This window comes from Methylocella silvestris (genome assembly GCF_002891535.1).
GTDB lineage: Bacteria > Pseudomonadota > Alphaproteobacteria > Rhizobiales > Beijerinckiaceae > Methylocapsa > Methylocapsa silvestris_A.
This window is the reverse complement of record NZ_PDZR01000004.1, coordinates 102,998-117,465: the sequence shown is the minus strand read 5'-3', so window position 1 is coordinate 117,465 and position 14,468 is coordinate 102,998. Positions and strand designations below refer to the sequence as shown.

Here is a 14,468-nt window from a genome sequence, read left to right as displayed (position 1 = left end):
CGATGGATTGCGACATCTCGCTTCCCGCATTGGTAGCGAGATGCGGCTATGCGCCGCATGCGTGCCGAGATGAGCCGGCCGCCTCATTTTCTTCGCAGAAACGAGAGATAGTTCGCGCAGTTTCCTGCGTCGACGCGCGTTCCTTAAGAAGAGTCGACGCGATTGCAAAATAGATAATAGCTGTTGGTCGTCCTGCTTGCGCTTTATCAAGCAATGCCCAGGACGCTTCATCGTTATGCCCATGGTATGCGGATTGCTTTGCTTGGCATGACGCAATGCTTGAGTCGTTTACGACGCGCTTCACGTGCACGCCATATTTCTTTGTTGCAATAGGCGGTCAGCCTAGCTTCAGCTTTGCCGATGTAATTGCCTAATCAGGAGGTGAACTCTTGAATATTGAGCTGGATTGGCTGCCAGGCCTTAACGATTGGGCCGATCAACTCGCCCGAGCGCAAGCGTTGCCGTGGCCTTCCGCGAAGCCGGCTTTCGTCGCGCTGGCCAATAGTCGAATCGATTTCCTGCAAACCGTAAAACTCGATCGTGCCGTGCAGCGCAGCCTGAAAGCAGCTGGAGGCGATCCGGCGCGGCTGCGGCTGGCGCTCCTTGGCTCCTCCACCGTTTCGCAACTTGCCGCCGGCCTGCGCATCGGCGCGCTGCGCCGCGGACTGATCCTTGATATCTATGAAGGCCCATACGGGCTTTACCGGCAGGAGCTGTCGGATCCCGAATCGGGCCTTCGGGCCTTCGCGCCGCAAATTGTTCTGTTCGCTCTCGATGCGCGGCATGTCGTGGGCGCCGGCGACACCAGCGCCGGGGACGCGATCGCGCAGATGGCGCATTGCTGGTCGCTCGCGAAATCGACGTTCGATTGCGCTGTCATCCAGCAAACCTTGTTGCCCTGTATCCCGCCGACGCTTGGCAGCAATGAACACCGCCTCCCGGAATCGCCGCATGCGCTGATCGAGCGCATCAACAGCGAATTACGTCCTGCCGCCGACGCTGCGGGCGTTCATCTGCTCGCCCTCGATTCCTTCATGCGGCTGCACGGCGGCCTCAACTTCTGGCACGAGGCGAGCCTCTGGAATCGCGCCAAGCAGGAAGTCGGTCCGGCGGCGAGCGCGCTCTATGGCGAATATGCGGGACGTCTCATTGCGGCGCTGCGCGGCCTCTCCGCGAAATGCCTCGTTCTCGATCTCGACAATACGCTCTGGGGCGGCGTCATCGGCGACGGCGGCCTTGAGGGCATCGCGCTCGGGCAGGGCAGCGCCGCGGGCGAGGCGTTTCTCGATTTTCAGCGTTACGCCCAAACCTTGTCGCGGCGAGGCGTGATCCTCGCTGTCTGCTCGAAGAACGATGAGATCAACGCGCGCGCTCCCTTCCAGAAGCATCCTGAGATGATTCTGAAGGAGACGGACATCGCCTGTTTCGTCGCCAACTGGTCGGATAAGGCCCAAAATATCAGAACCATCGCAGCGAGCTTGAATATCGGCCTCGATGCGCTTGTCTTCGCCGACGACAATCCCGCTGAGCGGGGGCTGATCCGCCGCGAACTGCCGATGGTCGCGGTGCCGGAGCTCCCTGAAGATCCAGCCGATTATGTCAGCACGATTGCGAGGGGCGGCTATTTCGAGGCTGTCGCGGTTACGGGCGAAGACCGCGAGCGCGGCTCCCAATATGCGGGGAACGCGCAACGCGAGAAACTGCGCGAAACAGTAACTGACGTGGCGAGCTATCTGGCCGCCCTGAAAATGGAGTTGATCTTTCAACCCTTCGATCGCATCGGCTTGCCGCGCATAGTCCAGCTCGCCAACAAGACCAATCAGTTCAACCTGACAACCATTCGCTACGTCGAACGCGATCTCGAACGGGTGATCGACGACCCGCGGTGCGTAAGTCTGCAGCTTCGGTTGAAGGACGTCTATGGCGACAATGGAATTATAGCGCTGATCCTCGGCCGGATGCAGGGTCAGGATCTTTTCATCGAGACCTGGCTGATGAGCTGCCGCGTGCTCGGCCGGCAGGTCGAGGAGGCGACCCTGCAACTGATCGCCGCGCGCGCCGAGGCGAGCGGCGCACGCCGGCTGATCGGCGAATACAGGCCAACAGCGAAGAACGGGATGGTTCGCGAACATTACGAAAAGCTCGGCTTTGCGCCGCTCGATGCGTCCGGGGAGGAATCTACCGCAAACCGCTGGATCCTCGAGCTCTCATCCTATCGATCGAAGCCGACTCCAATCAGGCTAGTAGAAGGGCCAAATGCAAAAACCGCAGATCTACAGCGAGCTTAACGATATCTTCCGCGATCTGTTTGACGACGACAACATCGTCCTCAAGCCGGAAACCAGCGCCGACGACGTCGATGGGTGGGATTCATTGGCGCACATCAACCTCATCGTCGCGATAGAGGCGAAATTCAAGATCAAGTTCAAGACTGCCGAGATCGAATCTTTGCACAACGTCGAACATCTTGTCGACGTCATCGCCGCCAAGCTCGGGTGAACATCAAAAGGAGCCATCATGAGCGTCGCTGACAATTCTGCAACTGCAGACAATCGCGCGGCTTGCTCGGACGCTGACTCTTCTGAAGCGCCGGCGGCCGCCGCGTTGTCGCAGAGCCGACTTGTGGCCTATTGCGCAGCGCTCGGAGCCGCTCCCTTCCTGCTGGTCCTCCTTGGCTTCCTGATCGCTCCGACTTCATGGGCGGTTCGCCATTCCGGCAACACCTATCTCGCCAATGTCGGCTACGCGACGAAGCTCAAGAACGCCAATTGCGACGTCGTCATCTACGGCGATAGCTCAGCGATGGTTGGACTGGATCCCGCCATCATCCGGCAACGCACCGGCCTAAGCACATGCAACATCGCCGAATTCGCCGGCATGACCATGGTCAGCGGTCTGTTGATCCCTGAACTCTATCTCAGGAATAATCGCGCGCCAAAAATATGGGTGTTCGATTTTGCTCCCGAAAATCTTGCGCCATTCGCCAAATGGGAAACCGTTGGCCGCTATGAGGCTATTCTGTTTCGCATTCGCGACCGGCGCGACCTGTCGACGGCTTTGCTGTTGGCTGAGCACCCGGCTGAGGCAATCAATTTCTCCGCCCTCGCGCTGCGGCTTGCGCTTCAGGGCTTCTTGCGGCCTGCGCTCCCCGCCTCGACCTTCGCAATCCGGAGCGAGCATGACGGATATCTTCCTGTGCCGGGGGCTCGTCTCAAGGCTTGCAGCCCAGAGCGGCGTGAACGTCCTTCGGACCCCGACTATATTCAATTTCTGAGGTCGCGCTTTGGCGCCGACGGCGCGCAGGTTCTTGTCGATACGACGCCAGTTCCCGCCTGCGAGCCGACGTTTGATTTCTATGCGAAGGCTAATCCCGCGCCGACCGACAATCGCATCGAGGCCTATCAGCTGGAAGATTTCACGGGTAGCGGACGTTTGCATATGAGCCCGTCCGGCGTCGCCAAATTCTCCAACCTGGTCAGCGATCAGATCGTTGCGCGGCTCAAGATCGCGGCCACGCAGTAGACGGATCGCTTCTGATGCTATTCTCCTCGGCGGCCTTTATCTTCGTCTTCCTGCCGGTTGTCCTGCTCGGATATCATCTCGCCAGCAAAATGGGATCGCGGGTCGAATTCGTCTGGCTCGCCGCCGCGTCGCTATTTTTCTACGGCTATTGGGACGCGCGTTATCTTTTTGTCCTCGTCGGGTCGATTCTCGTCAATTTCCTGTTCGCCGGCAAGATCGCGGCCGCAAGCGGCGATGAACGCCGCGCCAGCGCATGGCTCATCGCGGCCGTCGCAGCGAATATCCTCTTGCTGGTCTGGTACAAATATTTCTTCCCGACCGTCGGCTTCCTGCAGAGCATTGGCCTGCAGACGCCGGATTGGGTCGCCGTGGCGTTGCCGCTCGGCATTTCCTTCTTCACCTTCACACAGATCGCCTACCTTGTTGATCTCAGTCAGGGAGCCGCCGCCAAACAGGGGATCATTTCCTACGTTCTCTTTGTAACCTTCTTTCCCCATTTGATCGCGGGTCCAATCATTCATCACAGCGAGATGATGCCGCAGTTCGACGCGCGCCAACGCAAAGGGTTGCAAGCCGACGATATGGCGCTCGGCATGACATGGTTCATCCTTGGCCTCAGCAAGAAGGTGCTTCTCGCTGATCGACTGGGGCCGCTCTCGGATTCCCTCTACGCTCAGCCGGCCGCGCTCGATCCCGTCGCAACCCTGATCGGCGTGCTCGCCTACGCTTTTCAGCTCTACTTCGATTTTTCCGGTTATTCCGACATGGCGCTCGGGCTTGCGCGTATGTTTTCGATAAAATTTCCCGTCAACTTCAACTCGCCCTACAAGGCGCGCAACATCATCGACTTCTGGTCGCGCTGGCACATGACCCTGACGCGCTACCTGACCGCCTATCTCTACAACCCGATTTCCCTCTACATCAACCGCAGACGGATGGCGCTCGGCAAGAAGATTTCCAAGCGCGCCACGAGAACGCTTGAGGGATTTGCCGAACTCGTTGCTTTTCCGACGCTCGCGACGATGTTCCTTGCCGGCATCTGGCACGGCGCCGGGCTCCAGTTTATCGTTTTCGGCCTTCTGCACGGCTTTTATCTGACGCTCAATCACGCCTGGCGTATCTTCACGCCGGACCGCCCGAAGCTGCAGCGGCTAATGCCTTGGCCCGTCGCCATGGCCCTGACCGGCGTCGGCGTGGTCGTTGGTCAGGTTTTCTTTCGCGCTTCGAGCGTGGGCGACGCTATGACTGTGCTGGGCGGGCTTCTTCACCTTCACGGCGGCGTAAGCATGGCGGAGGGGCCGGCTGTTGGGCTCGTTCCGAGCACCTCCGGCTTTTTGATGAATCCGATCCATGCGGTCGCCGCTTTCGTGCTTTGCTTCGTGATCGTGTTGGGGCTTCCGAACACACAAGAGATTCTGGGCGAGGCCCCGCGCGAGAGCGGCAGCGAGCGGACGCTCCTGAAGAGGCTCGCCTGGGCGCCCAACTTCGCCTCCGCGACGATCATGATCGCGCTGTTTGCCGGCTGCTTCCTGTTGCTGGATGCGAGCACGAGCTTTCTCTACTTCCAGTTTTGAAGAAAACGTGCCGAGGCGACGGCTCGGCGCAAATGGCCCTTCGAATGAGCCGCCCGGTTGATTTGCGCTCCCGGGAGTTCGACATGCCGGCCGCTCAGTTTTTGGCCGCAGCCTTCAGCGCCTGCGCCAGATCGGAAACAAGATCCCCCTCATGTTCGAGGCCGACCGAGAGCCGCAGCAGACTATCTTTGATCCCCGCCGCCGCGCGCGCCTCGGGGGTCATGCTGGCGTGGGTCATGGTCGCTGGATGGGCGATCAGGCTTTCGACGCCGCCGAGCGACTCGGCCAGCGTGAAAATGGCGACTGCCTCCACCAGGCGCCGGACGGCCGCGATCCCGCCCGCCACCTCAAAACTCAGCATCGCGCCAAAACCCGCCTGCTGCGCCTTGGCGATGGCATGGGAGGGATGTGAAACGAGCCCCGGATAATGCACGGCCTCGACCGCCGGATGCTGCTGCAAAAACAGCGCAATCGCTTCCGCCGTCCGCTGCTGGCGCTCGAGGCGCGGAAACAGCGTGCGCAAACCACGCAGCGTCAGGTAGGAATCGAAGGGCGATCCGGTGACGCCGGTGATATTGGCCCAATCGCGCATCGCCTCGGCGTCGCTTTCGCTGGCTGAGATCACGGCGCCGCCGACGACGTCGGAATGGCCGTTCAGGAATTTCGTCATGGAATGGACGACGAAATCCGCGCCGAGCGGGATCGGCCGCTGCAAAGCGGGCGAGAGAAACGTATTGTCGACGGCGATCTTCGCGCCGACTTTTTTCGCGGCCTCGCAAAAAGCCCTGATGTCGACCACGCGCATCAGCGGGTTGCTCGGAGTCTCGAGCATCAGCAGTCTTGGATTGTGGCCGAGGGCCGCGCCGACGGCTGCCGCATCGCCCTGATCGACGAACTCAACTCTGAAATGGCCCTTTGCGGCGTGGGCGGACAAAAGCCTCTGGACGCCGGAATAGCAATCATGCGGGGCGATGACGAGATCGTCGCGCTCGAGCGGGGCGAACAGCAGATTGATCGCCGCCATGCCGCTCGACAGCACGACGGCGCCTGCCCCGCCTTCAAGCTTGGCCAGCGTATCGGCGAGGAGGTCGCGGGTCGGATTGCTGGTCCGCGTATATTCGTGGCCGCCCGGCCGCTCGAACCCCTTGAAGGCGAAGGTGCTCGAAAGATAGATGGGCGGCGCCGCCGATCCATAGGCGCTGTCCGCCGCGACGCCATTCGCGGCCGCGATGGTCTGGAGCGCTTTTTCATGCGTCATTTTTAATTTTCCACAAGCGGGTTTTCGAGCTTGGCGCCTATAGAATAGAAGCTCGCGCTGCGGCGCAAGGCTGCTGGCCGCTTCTGAACCAGCCCCCGCGCCGAGGGGCGCCAGACCGTCATCTTTGTCTTGCGGCGCGATCCTATCTACAACGTCTGCAACCCTTAAGGATCGTGGGTTTAGGATCGCCCTGACAGGCGCCATCATCGGGAAGGTTTCATGACGCGAACGCCAGCCTTTGTTTTCGCAGGCATCGCCGGGCTCGCCGCCTTCGGCCTCATTGCAGGGCTTGGCGGCCCTGGCCTCCATGCCGAGCCGGCGCCTGCGATGGTAAAGCCAGCCAAGCCCGCCGCGGCGGCGGCTCCGACAAAGCCTTTCGTTCCCATGGACCCGCTGGTCGCGATCCAGAAGGCGAATGATTATTTCAATACGGCGACGACGATGATCGGCGATTTCGTCCAGATCGGCCCGGACGGGCGCCGGGCGGAGGGCAAGATCTTCGTCCAGCGGCCTGGGAAGCTGCGCTTCGAATATGCGCCGCCTGCGACGCTTGAGATCGTCGCGGACGGCCTCTCCGTCGCCGTGCATGATCGCAAGACCGCGACAAAGGACGTCTATTTCATCAGCCAGACGCCGCTGAAGTTTTTGCTGAAGGACCATGTCGATCTCAATCGCGACGTTAAAATTGTTAATGTTGCGAGCGATCCGAGTTCCGTCGTGATTCAGGTCGAGGATACGGCGACTTTCGGCGGAACCTCCGAGATAAAACTCATCTTCGATCCAGCCAAGTTCACGCTCAAACAGTGGCAGGTTACAGATCCACAAGGTTACGAAACAGTAATCTCTTTGTTCAACATCGATTTGACCAAGAAACCAGACCCGAACATTTTCCAGCTGACGCAGGAACGGATTCCGAACACAAATAATTGAGGCCGTTGTTTACTCTTGAATTGAGGCAGGGGGCGCTTATCTTGGGTTCATGTGAGCGATTCAGCTGACAGGGCGTTTCCCCCCGCTTCGCCTTGAAGGCTCTGCCGGCCCCCCTCCCGGCAAGCTTCGCTCCTAGGGCGTCCGGCCTAAAGCCGGACGCCCTTTTCGTTTCTTTCGCGCCGCGCGCTCAGCGCCGCGTTTTTCTGTGCGTCGCCGCTGTCTGATGTTGCGACGCAAGCTCCGCTGTGATCAATCGCCAGCGGAGCCCTAAAATGTCCTTTTCCGTCGCCACCTGGAATATCAACTCCGTCCGCCTGCGCATCGATCTTGTCGCGCGCTTCCTGAATGAGCATGCGCCGGACCTCTTGTGCCTGCAGGAGACCAAGTGCCGCGACGCGGAGTTTCCGCTTTCGGCGTTTCACAAGCTTGGCTATCCGCACGTCGAGATCAACGGCCAGAAAGGCTATCACGGCGTCGCAATCGCCTCGCGGCTGCCTCTTGACGATATCGACCGCCGCGGTTTCTGCGAGAAGGGGGACGCGCGTCATCTTGCCGTCAGCTTCACGCCGGAGGGCGCGGCGCGGCCCGTGCGCCTCCATAATTTCTATGTTCCGGCCGGCGGCGACGAGCCAGACCCGCTGATCAATCCAAAATTTGCCCATAAGCTCGCCTTTCTCGATGAGATGGCGGCTTGGATGCATCATGGCGCGATCGCCGCCACGGATGCGATCCTCGTCGGCGATCTCAATATCGCGCCGCTTGAGGAGGACGTCTGGAGCCATAAGGCGCTGCTCCGCGTCGTGAGCCACACGCCGATCGAAGTCGAAAAATTCGGCGTGTTTCAAAAGGCGGGACCTTGGGTCGACGCCATGCGCCGCTACGTGCCGCCGGATGAGAAGCTCTATACATGGTGGAGCTACCGCGCGCGGGACTGGGCCCTTTCCGGCCGCGGCCGGCGCCTCGACCATGTCCTCGTCAGCGAAAGCCTTGCGCCGCGTCTTGGCGGCATGAAAGTACTGACCGAAAGCCGCGGCTGGGAGCGTCCCTCCGACCATGTGCCGGTGATCGTCCGCTTCAACGCCTGACGGAGGAGACCGCCTAATCCAATGGCGCTCCCAACGCCTTTTCGACCTCGGCCGTAAACTCCGCCAGGCGCGCAGCGAGGGCATCCCGTAGCCGCTCGGCGCTCTGCGGATATTCCGATAGCACGCGCCGGAACATCTGCTGCGACAGCCGCAGTACGGTCGAGGGCTCCCGCGCGATGGCTGTCGCGGGACGGAGCGTCTCGGTAATGAGGGCTATTTCGCCGATCAGCGCGGGCGGCCGCAGAATGCGCGCGGCGGCGGAGCCCTCTCCGGAGGGGTCGAGCGCGATCGAGCCAGACAAGAGAAGAAAGCCGCAATTTGACGGCTCGTCGCGGCGAAACAGAATGTCGCCGGCGCGCAGGACCTTTGTTTCCGCCGAAAAGGCAAGCAGACGCAACGCCTCCGGCTCGAGCGCCGCGAAGGCGGCGTTGCGCTTCAGCTTGGCGACGTCGTCCTCGAGAGCCATTGCCGCCTTTTCTAATTCCGTTCTAGGGAATTAGCTTGTAGCCGCCGGCTTCGGTGATCAGCAACTGGGCTTTGGCGGGGTCGCGCTCGATTTTCTGCCGCAGCCGATAGATATGCGTCTCAAGCGTGTGGGTGGTGACGTTGGAGTTGTAGCCCCACACCTCGCGCAGCAGCACTTCGCGAATGACGACGCTCTGACCGGCGCGATAGAGGAACCGCAGAATCGCGGTTTCCTTCTCGGTAAGGCGCAGCTTTTCGCCCTTTTCGCTGATCAGCAGCTTCGCGCCCGGCTGGAACGTATAGGGGCCGATTCGGAACAGCGCTTCCTCATTGGTCTCGTGCTGGCGCAGATGCGCCCGCATGCGCGCCAGCAGCACGGCGAAGCGGAAGGGCTTGATCACATAATCATTCGCGCCGGCGTCAAGGCCCTGCACCGTATCCCAATCCGAATCCTGGCCGGTCAGCATGATGATCGGATTCTTGAATCCTTCCTCGCGCATCTGCTTGACCGCCTCGCGCCCGTCCATGTCCGGCAGGCCGACGTCCATGATGATGAGGTCCGGCGTTTCCTGCCGCGAGGCCGATAGCGCGCTCTGCGCCGAATCGGCATGAACCGCCGAAAACTCTTCATGGAGCGAGAGTTGTTCCGCCAGCGCCGCACGCAAGTCGGGATCATCGTCCGCGATCAAGATTTTCATAACTTGCGGCATGGACCTGTCCTTGATTTCAATCTGCGACGTCGCTCCTCACCGTTGGCAGGAGCGGTCGCGCTATGATCAGCATCTCTTGACACGGGGCCCTGAAGTCCCGTGCGGCGCCGCCGGCAAGCCTGCGGCCCCACCTCCTCGCCGACAGCGCGAATAACTCATAAGGATTTATGGCATTTATTGCAAAATTGTCGCTCTCCTCGAAATTCCACCGATTCGATCGAGGAGTCTTGCCGCACAGTTTTAGTCAGGGCGCATGAACGGCGGCTGAATGCTTTAAGGCCCGGTTGCGGAGAGCGACGGCCATATTGGAATGATGGACGTGATTCGCATGAAGACGCCGCCAAAACGCTTGCTCGGCCGTCTTGTCGCGACCCGGCTGCCCGGACGGACGCCCGCCGGCAGACTCCAAGCCGCAGATCTCAGTCTGCCTTGCGCGATCGGCTCCGCCGGGGTGAGACACGACAAGCGGGAGGGCGATCACGCCTCTCCGGCCGGTAGCTGGCGCCTGCTTTACGGTTTTTTCCGCGCGGACCGGCATGCGCCAAGAGCGCCGCTGCTTCCGATGCGCGCCGCCCGCAGGCAGGACGGCTGGTGCGACGATCCGGCGAGCGCGCTCTATAACCGGCGAGTGGCGACGCCGTTTGCCAGTTCGTTTGAAACTTTGTGGCGCGACGACCGCCTCTACGACATCGTCATCGTCCTCGATTACAATATCCACCCGCGGCGCAAGGGTCGGGGCAGCGCGATTTTCCTGCATTGCGCGCGGGACGGGTTTGCCCCGACCGAGGGATGCATCGCCCTGCGCCCACAAGATTTCCGGCGTCTGTTGCCGCGACTCTCAAGCCAGACGATATTGACAATTAGATAAAAACTTCAATAATTTACATGTAATATTGAATGTACTGCTCAAAGTTTCGGGCGGCCGCCGAAAATCGCGCTGCCGATCCGCACATGCGTCGCCCCAAGCTGGATTGCCAGCGCGAAATCGCCGCTCATGCCCATGGAGAGCGCGCTGAGCCCATTGCGGGCGGCGATCTGATTGAGAAGCGCGAAATGCGGCGAGGCCTGATCGTCCACCGGAGGAATGCACATCAGCCCGGCGATTGTCAGACCATATTCGTCACGGCAGCGGGCGATGAAGGCGTCAGCCTCGCCCGGCAAAATTCCCGCTTTCTGCGGCTCGGCTCCGGTATTCACCTGCACGTAGAATTTTGGGCTCCGGCCCGCCTTTGCCGCCTCCAGGGCGAGGGCTTTGGCGATCTTGTCGCGGTCGACAGTCTCGATGACGTCGAACAATTTGACCGCCTCATGCGCCTTGTTCGATTGCAGCGGGCCGATCAGGTGAAGCTCGACGTCCGGATAGGCTTGCCGCAGCGTGGGCCATTTCTCCTGCGCCTCCTGCACCCTGTTCTCGCCGAAGCGCCTTTCGCCGGCTGCAAGAACAGGCTGGATCTCCGCGGCGGAAAAAGTCTTTGAGACGCAGACCAAGGCGATATCGCCGGGCGCGCGTCCAGCGTCGGCGGCGGCGCGCCTGATCTCTTCGCGCACCTTTTCCAGCCGGTCCAGCACGGAGGGCGAATTTTTCACCGTTGGTTGCAAAGCCGCAGCCTTTCCTTCACACAAAGAAGCGCATTCTACTGAACGAGAGGGGCGCGGCCCCGCGGTCAGGTTGACCCGCTCTCTCAATAATGCTGTCTCCGCGCAACCTCAATCGACGACATTCAAGCGAACGGCCTTTAGAGATCATGGACTTCGAGCGCTATAACGCCCGCGAAACGGAGCCAAAATGGCGGGAAAAATGGGAACGGTCGGCGACCTTTAAAACCGACAACGACGACCCGCGCCCCAAATACTATGTGCTCGAGATGTTTCCCTATCCCTCGGGACGCATCCACATGGGTCACGTTCGCAATTACACGATGGGCGACGTCATTGCGCGCTATAAAAGGGCGCGCGGCTTCAGCGTGCTGCATCCGATGGGGTGGGACGCCTTCGGCATGCCGGCCGAGAACGCTGCGATGCAGAACAAGAGCCACCCCGCCGCCTGGACCTACGCCAATATCGAATCCATGCGGACGCAGCTGAAGTCGATGGGCCTGTCGCTCGACTGGTCGCGCGAGATCGCCACCTGCGATCCGGCCTATTACCGGCATCAACAAAAGATGTTTCTCGATTTTCTTGCCGCCGGCCTCGTCGACCGCAAGAAGTCGAAGGTGAATTGGGACCCGGTCGACCATACGGTCCTCGCCAATGAACAGGTGATCGACGGCCGCGGCTGGCGCTCCGGCGCGCTCGTCGAGCAGCGCGAGCTGACGCAATGGTTCTTCAAGATCACGGACTATGCCGAGGATCTGCTGCGCTCTCTCGATGGGCTGACGCGCTGGCCTGAAAAAGTCCGGCTGATGCAGGCGAACTGGATCGGCCGTTCCGAAGGACTGCTCGTGCGCTTCGAGCTGCGCGAACATGTGTCGGAGGGCGAAATCGAAGTCTATACGACGCGCCCGGACACCTTGTTCGGCGCGAAATTTCTCGCGCTCGCCGCCGATCACCCGCTCGCCGCCGAATGCGCCGTGGCGGACCCGGCGCTCGCCGCTTTCATTGCTGAATGTCGTCAACGCGGCACCTCGGTCGCGGCTGTCGAGACGGCCGAGAAAAAGGGCTATGACACCGGTCTGAAAGTCCGCCATCCCTTCGACAAAAACTGGCTTCTGCCGGTCTATGTCGCCAATTTCGTCCTGATGGATTATGGCACGGGCGCGATCTTCGGTTGCCCGGCGCATGATCAGCGCGACCTTGATTTTGCCAACGCCTATGGGCTTGGCGCGACGCCGGTGATCCTGCCGGCGGGCGCCGACCCCGAAGCTTTCGCGATCACGGATGAAGCTTATGACGGCGATGGCCTCCTGTTCCATTCCCGCTTTCTAGACGGGATGACCGTCGCGGCGGCGCAGGAGGAGGTCGCGCGGCGCCTCGAGGAGCATCCTCTTGGCAACCGGCCGCAGGCGAAGCGACAGGTCAATTTCCGCCTGCGCGACTGGGGCATTTCCCGCCAGCGCTATTGGGGTTGTCCGATCCCGATCATCCATTGTCCGGAGCATGGCGCAGTCCAGGTTCCGGCCACGGATTTGCCGGTGGAGCTGCCGCCCGACGTCAGCTTCGACGAGCCCGGCAATCCGCTCGACCGGCATCCAACATGGAAGCATGTGAACTGCCCGATCTGCGCGGCGCCGGCGCTGCGCGAGACGGACACGATGGACACTTTTGTCGATTCTTCGTGGTATTTCGCGCGCTTCACGCAGCCCTGGATGGAGGACGCCCCGACCGACCCGAGCGCGATCGCCCAATGGCTGCCGGTCGATCAATATATCGGCGGCATCGAGCACGCGATTTTGCACCTGCTTTACGCCCGCTTTTTTACGAGAGCCATGCAGGCGACGGGGCACGCGGGCGAGATCAGGGAGCCTTTCGCCGGCCTCTTCACGCAGGGCATGGTCGTGCATGAAACCTATCGCTCGGAGGCGGGCGACTGGATGTTTCCGGCCGACGTCCGCATTGAGAGCGGGCCGGCGGGCCGCAGAGCCTACGATCTTGCAAGCGGCGCTGAAGTCTCGATCGGCGGCATTGAGAAAATGTCGAAGTCGAAGCGCAATACGGTCGACCCCGACGAGATCATCGGGACTTTCGGCGCCGACACCGCGCGGTGGTTCGTCCTTTCCGATTCGCCGCCCGAACGCGACGTGATCTGGACCGAGGAAGGCGTGCTGGGCGCGGCGAAATTCATCCAGCGGCTGTGGCGATTGATCGGCGAACTGGTCTTCCTGTCCGGCGCCGACGGCGCGCCAAAGCCGCAATCGATCTCGCCGCAGGCCGCCGCGATCCGCCGTGCGGCGCATCAAAGCCTCATCCGCCTCGAGGAAGACCTCGACCGGCTGCGCTTCAATCGCGCCGTCGCGCAGGCGCATGATCTCGCCAACAAGCTCGGCGCCGCGGTCGGCGATATCGACAGCGTCGAGATCGCGCCGGACCTGCGCTTTGCTTTCCGGGAGGCGGCGGAGATCCTGACGCTGATGATCGCGCCGATGATGCCCCATCTTGCCGAAGAATGCTGGGCGCGGCTTGGCCATGAGAGTCTCGCCGCCGAGGCGCCTTGGCCGCAGGCCGATCATTCCCTCGTCGTCGAGGAGACGATCGATCTGCCAGTGCAGGTGAACGGCAAGAAACGCGGCGATCTGGTCATCGACCGCGCCGCCGGCCGCGAGGCGATCGAGGCGGCGGCGCTGGCGCTTGAGCCCGTGAAGCGCGCGCTCGAAGGCCGACCCGTCAAGAAAATCATCATCGTGCCGCAGAGAATCGTCAATGTTGTCGCTTAAATCCATGATTTCGCGAGGCAAGCCACTGACGGGCTGCGCGCTCGCCGCCGCGCTTTGCCTTGCGCTCGCCGGTTGCCTGCAGCCGCTGTACGGACCGCTCTCGGAAGGCGGCGCCGATGTTGCGGGCAAGCTGCAGGAGATACGGATCGTTCCGATCGCCAACCGCTCCGGCCATTACCTTGAAAATGATCTGAGATTTGGCTTCAACGGCACGGGATCCCATGTCGAGCCGCGCTATACGCTCTACGTAGGCCTCGCCGAATCGGTTCGCTCGCCTCTGATCGACACCGTGACCGGCTATCCGACGTCGGGCACCGTCGTTATCGTCGCGACATATACGCTAACCGAGACCCTCAGCGGCGCGACGATCGCCAAAGGCACGGCGACCGTGGCGTCGAGCTACGACCGAACGTCGCAGCGCTACGCCAATGTGCGCGCCTCGCGCGATGCGGAAATTCGCGACGCGCATCTGCTTGGCGAACAGATCCGCACCAATATTGCGGCGGCTTTCGCCAGCAAAAGCTGATCCCGGGGCGCCGAAAAGCAGCGCCGGG

13 protein-coding genes are annotated in these 14,468 nt (G+C 61.4%); 9 read left to right on the top strand and 4 right to left on the bottom strand.

The genetic code is table 11. The features are described from left to right. Positions 1 to 389 precede the first annotated feature (389 nt). The 4 genes from CR492_RS06175 to CR492_RS06160 are packed head-to-tail and all read left to right on the top strand — an operon-like array spanning position 390 to position 5,096. Positions 390 to 2,288: an HAD-IIIC family phosphatase gene (locus tag CR492_RS06175; protein ID WP_210200239.1), complete on the top strand. Its 1,899-nt coding sequence runs from the start codon at positions 390 to 392 to the stop codon at positions 2,286 to 2,288. Next, complete coding sequence (locus CR492_RS06170) at positions 2,257 to 2,499, top strand: acyl carrier protein (protein ID WP_102842861.1); 243 nt, start codon at positions 2,257 to 2,259, stop codon at positions 2,497 to 2,499. Before CR492_RS06175 ends, CR492_RS06170 begins: the two co-directional genes overlap by 32 nt. An 18-nt stretch (positions 2,500 to 2,517) precedes the next feature. Next, on the top strand, positions 2,518 to 3,522 hold the full coding sequence (locus CR492_RS06165; RefSeq protein WP_102842860.1) for a hypothetical protein: 1,005 nt from the start codon (positions 2,518 to 2,520) through the stop codon (positions 3,520 to 3,522). 14 nt (positions 3,523 to 3,536) lie between these two features. Beyond that, positions 3,537 to 5,096 (top strand): MBOAT family O-acyltransferase, encoded by a 1,560-nt coding sequence (locus CR492_RS06160; RefSeq protein ID WP_102842859.1) that lies wholly within the window; start codon positions 3,537 to 3,539, stop codon positions 5,094 to 5,096. Between the two features lie 94 nt (positions 5,097 to 5,190). Here the strand turns inward: CR492_RS06160 and metB are convergent, their stop codons facing one another. Beyond that, positions 5,191 to 6,354 (bottom strand): cystathionine gamma-synthase, encoded by a 1,164-nt coding sequence (metB, locus tag CR492_RS06155; protein ID WP_102842858.1) that lies wholly within the window; start codon positions 6,352 to 6,354, stop codon positions 5,191 to 5,193. A 219-nt stretch (positions 6,355 to 6,573) separates the two neighbouring features. On the opposite strand from metB, the gene CR492_RS06150 reads away from it, so the two are divergent. Next, a complete protein-coding gene (locus CR492_RS06150; RefSeq protein ID WP_102842857.1) occupies positions 6,574 to 7,284 on the top strand; it encodes an outer-membrane lipoprotein carrier protein LolA in 711 nt (236 codons plus the stop codon). Between the two features lie 272 nt (positions 7,285 to 7,556). Beyond that, a complete protein-coding gene (locus tag CR492_RS06145) occupies positions 7,557 to 8,369 on the top strand; it encodes an exodeoxyribonuclease III (protein WP_102842856.1) in 813 nt (270 codons plus the stop codon). A gap of 13 nt (positions 8,370 to 8,382) precedes the next feature. On the opposite strand, the gene CR492_RS06140 is transcribed toward CR492_RS06145, so the two are convergent. Then, entirely contained in the window at positions 8,383 to 8,835 is a 453-nt protein-coding gene (locus CR492_RS06140) for a cyclic nucleotide-binding domain-containing protein (RefSeq protein WP_102842855.1), read from the bottom strand. A gap of 22 nt (positions 8,836 to 8,857) precedes the next feature. Beyond that, complete coding sequence (locus CR492_RS06135) at positions 8,858 to 9,544, bottom strand: response regulator transcription factor (RefSeq protein ID WP_102842854.1); 687 nt, start codon at positions 9,542 to 9,544, stop codon at positions 8,858 to 8,860. A 310-nt stretch (positions 9,545 to 9,854) separates the two neighbouring features. Between CR492_RS06135 and CR492_RS06130 the strand changes: the two genes are divergently transcribed. Further along, positions 9,855 to 10,412, top strand: coding sequence for a L,D-transpeptidase family protein (locus tag CR492_RS06130; protein ID WP_245411985.1), 558 nt, complete (start codon positions 9,855 to 9,857; stop codon positions 10,410 to 10,412). Between the two features lie 38 nt (positions 10,413 to 10,450). On the opposite strand, the gene CR492_RS06125 is transcribed toward CR492_RS06130, so the two are convergent. Further along, positions 10,451 to 11,143, bottom strand: a complete 693-nt coding sequence (locus tag CR492_RS06125) for a YggS family pyridoxal phosphate-dependent enzyme (RefSeq protein ID WP_102842853.1) — start codon at positions 11,141 to 11,143, stop codon at positions 10,451 to 10,453. A gap of 146 nt (positions 11,144 to 11,289) precedes the next feature. Here CR492_RS06125 and leuS point away from each other — a divergent pair, with 146 nt between their 5' ends. Next, on the top strand, positions 11,290 to 13,914 hold the full coding sequence (gene leuS, locus CR492_RS06120) for a leucine--tRNA ligase (RefSeq protein ID WP_102842852.1): 2,625 nt from the start codon (positions 11,290 to 11,292) through the stop codon (positions 13,912 to 13,914). Next, positions 13,901 to 14,440: a hypothetical protein gene (locus CR492_RS06115; protein ID WP_102842851.1), complete on the top strand. Its 540-nt coding sequence runs from the start codon at positions 13,901 to 13,903 to the stop codon at positions 14,438 to 14,440. Before leuS ends, CR492_RS06115 begins: the two co-directional genes overlap by 14 nt. Positions 14,441 to 14,468: the final 28 nt, after the last annotated feature.

Bases quoted from the DNA above. Each gene is read 5' to 3' on its own strand.
- CR492_RS06170 (WP_102842861.1), top strand. From the start codon at position 2,257: ATGCAAAAACCGCAGATCTACAGCGAGCTTAACGATATCTTCCGCGAT.
- CR492_RS06165 (WP_102842860.1), top strand. From the start codon at position 2,518: ATGAGCGTCGCTGACAATTCTGCAACTGCAGACAATCGCGCGGCTTGC.
- CR492_RS06160 (WP_102842859.1), top strand. From the start codon at position 3,537: ATGCTATTCTCCTCGGCGGCCTTTATCTTCGTCTTCCTGCCGGTTGTC.
- metB (WP_102842858.1), bottom strand. From the start codon at position 6,354: ATGACGCATGAAAAAGCGCTCCAGACCATCGCGGCCGCGAATGGCGTC.
- CR492_RS06150 (WP_102842857.1), top strand. From the start codon at position 6,574: ATGACGCGAACGCCAGCCTTTGTTTTCGCAGGCATCGCCGGGCTCGCC.
- CR492_RS06145 (WP_102842856.1), top strand. From the start codon at position 7,557: ATGTCCTTTTCCGTCGCCACCTGGAATATCAACTCCGTCCGCCTGCGC.
- CR492_RS06140 (WP_102842855.1), bottom strand. From the start codon at position 8,835: ATGGCTCTCGAGGACGACGTCGCCAAGCTGAAGCGCAACGCCGCCTTC.
- CR492_RS06135 (WP_102842854.1), bottom strand. From the start codon at position 9,544: ATGCCGCAAGTTATGAAAATCTTGATCGCGGACGATGATCCCGACTTG.
- CR492_RS06130 (WP_245411985.1), top strand. From the start codon at position 9,855: ATGATGGACGTGATTCGCATGAAGACGCCGCCAAAACGCTTGCTCGGC.
- leuS (WP_102842852.1), top strand. From the start codon at position 11,290: ATGGACTTCGAGCGCTATAACGCCCGCGAAACGGAGCCAAAATGGCGG.
- CR492_RS06115 (WP_102842851.1), top strand. From the start codon at position 13,901: ATGTTGTCGCTTAAATCCATGATTTCGCGAGGCAAGCCACTGACGGGC.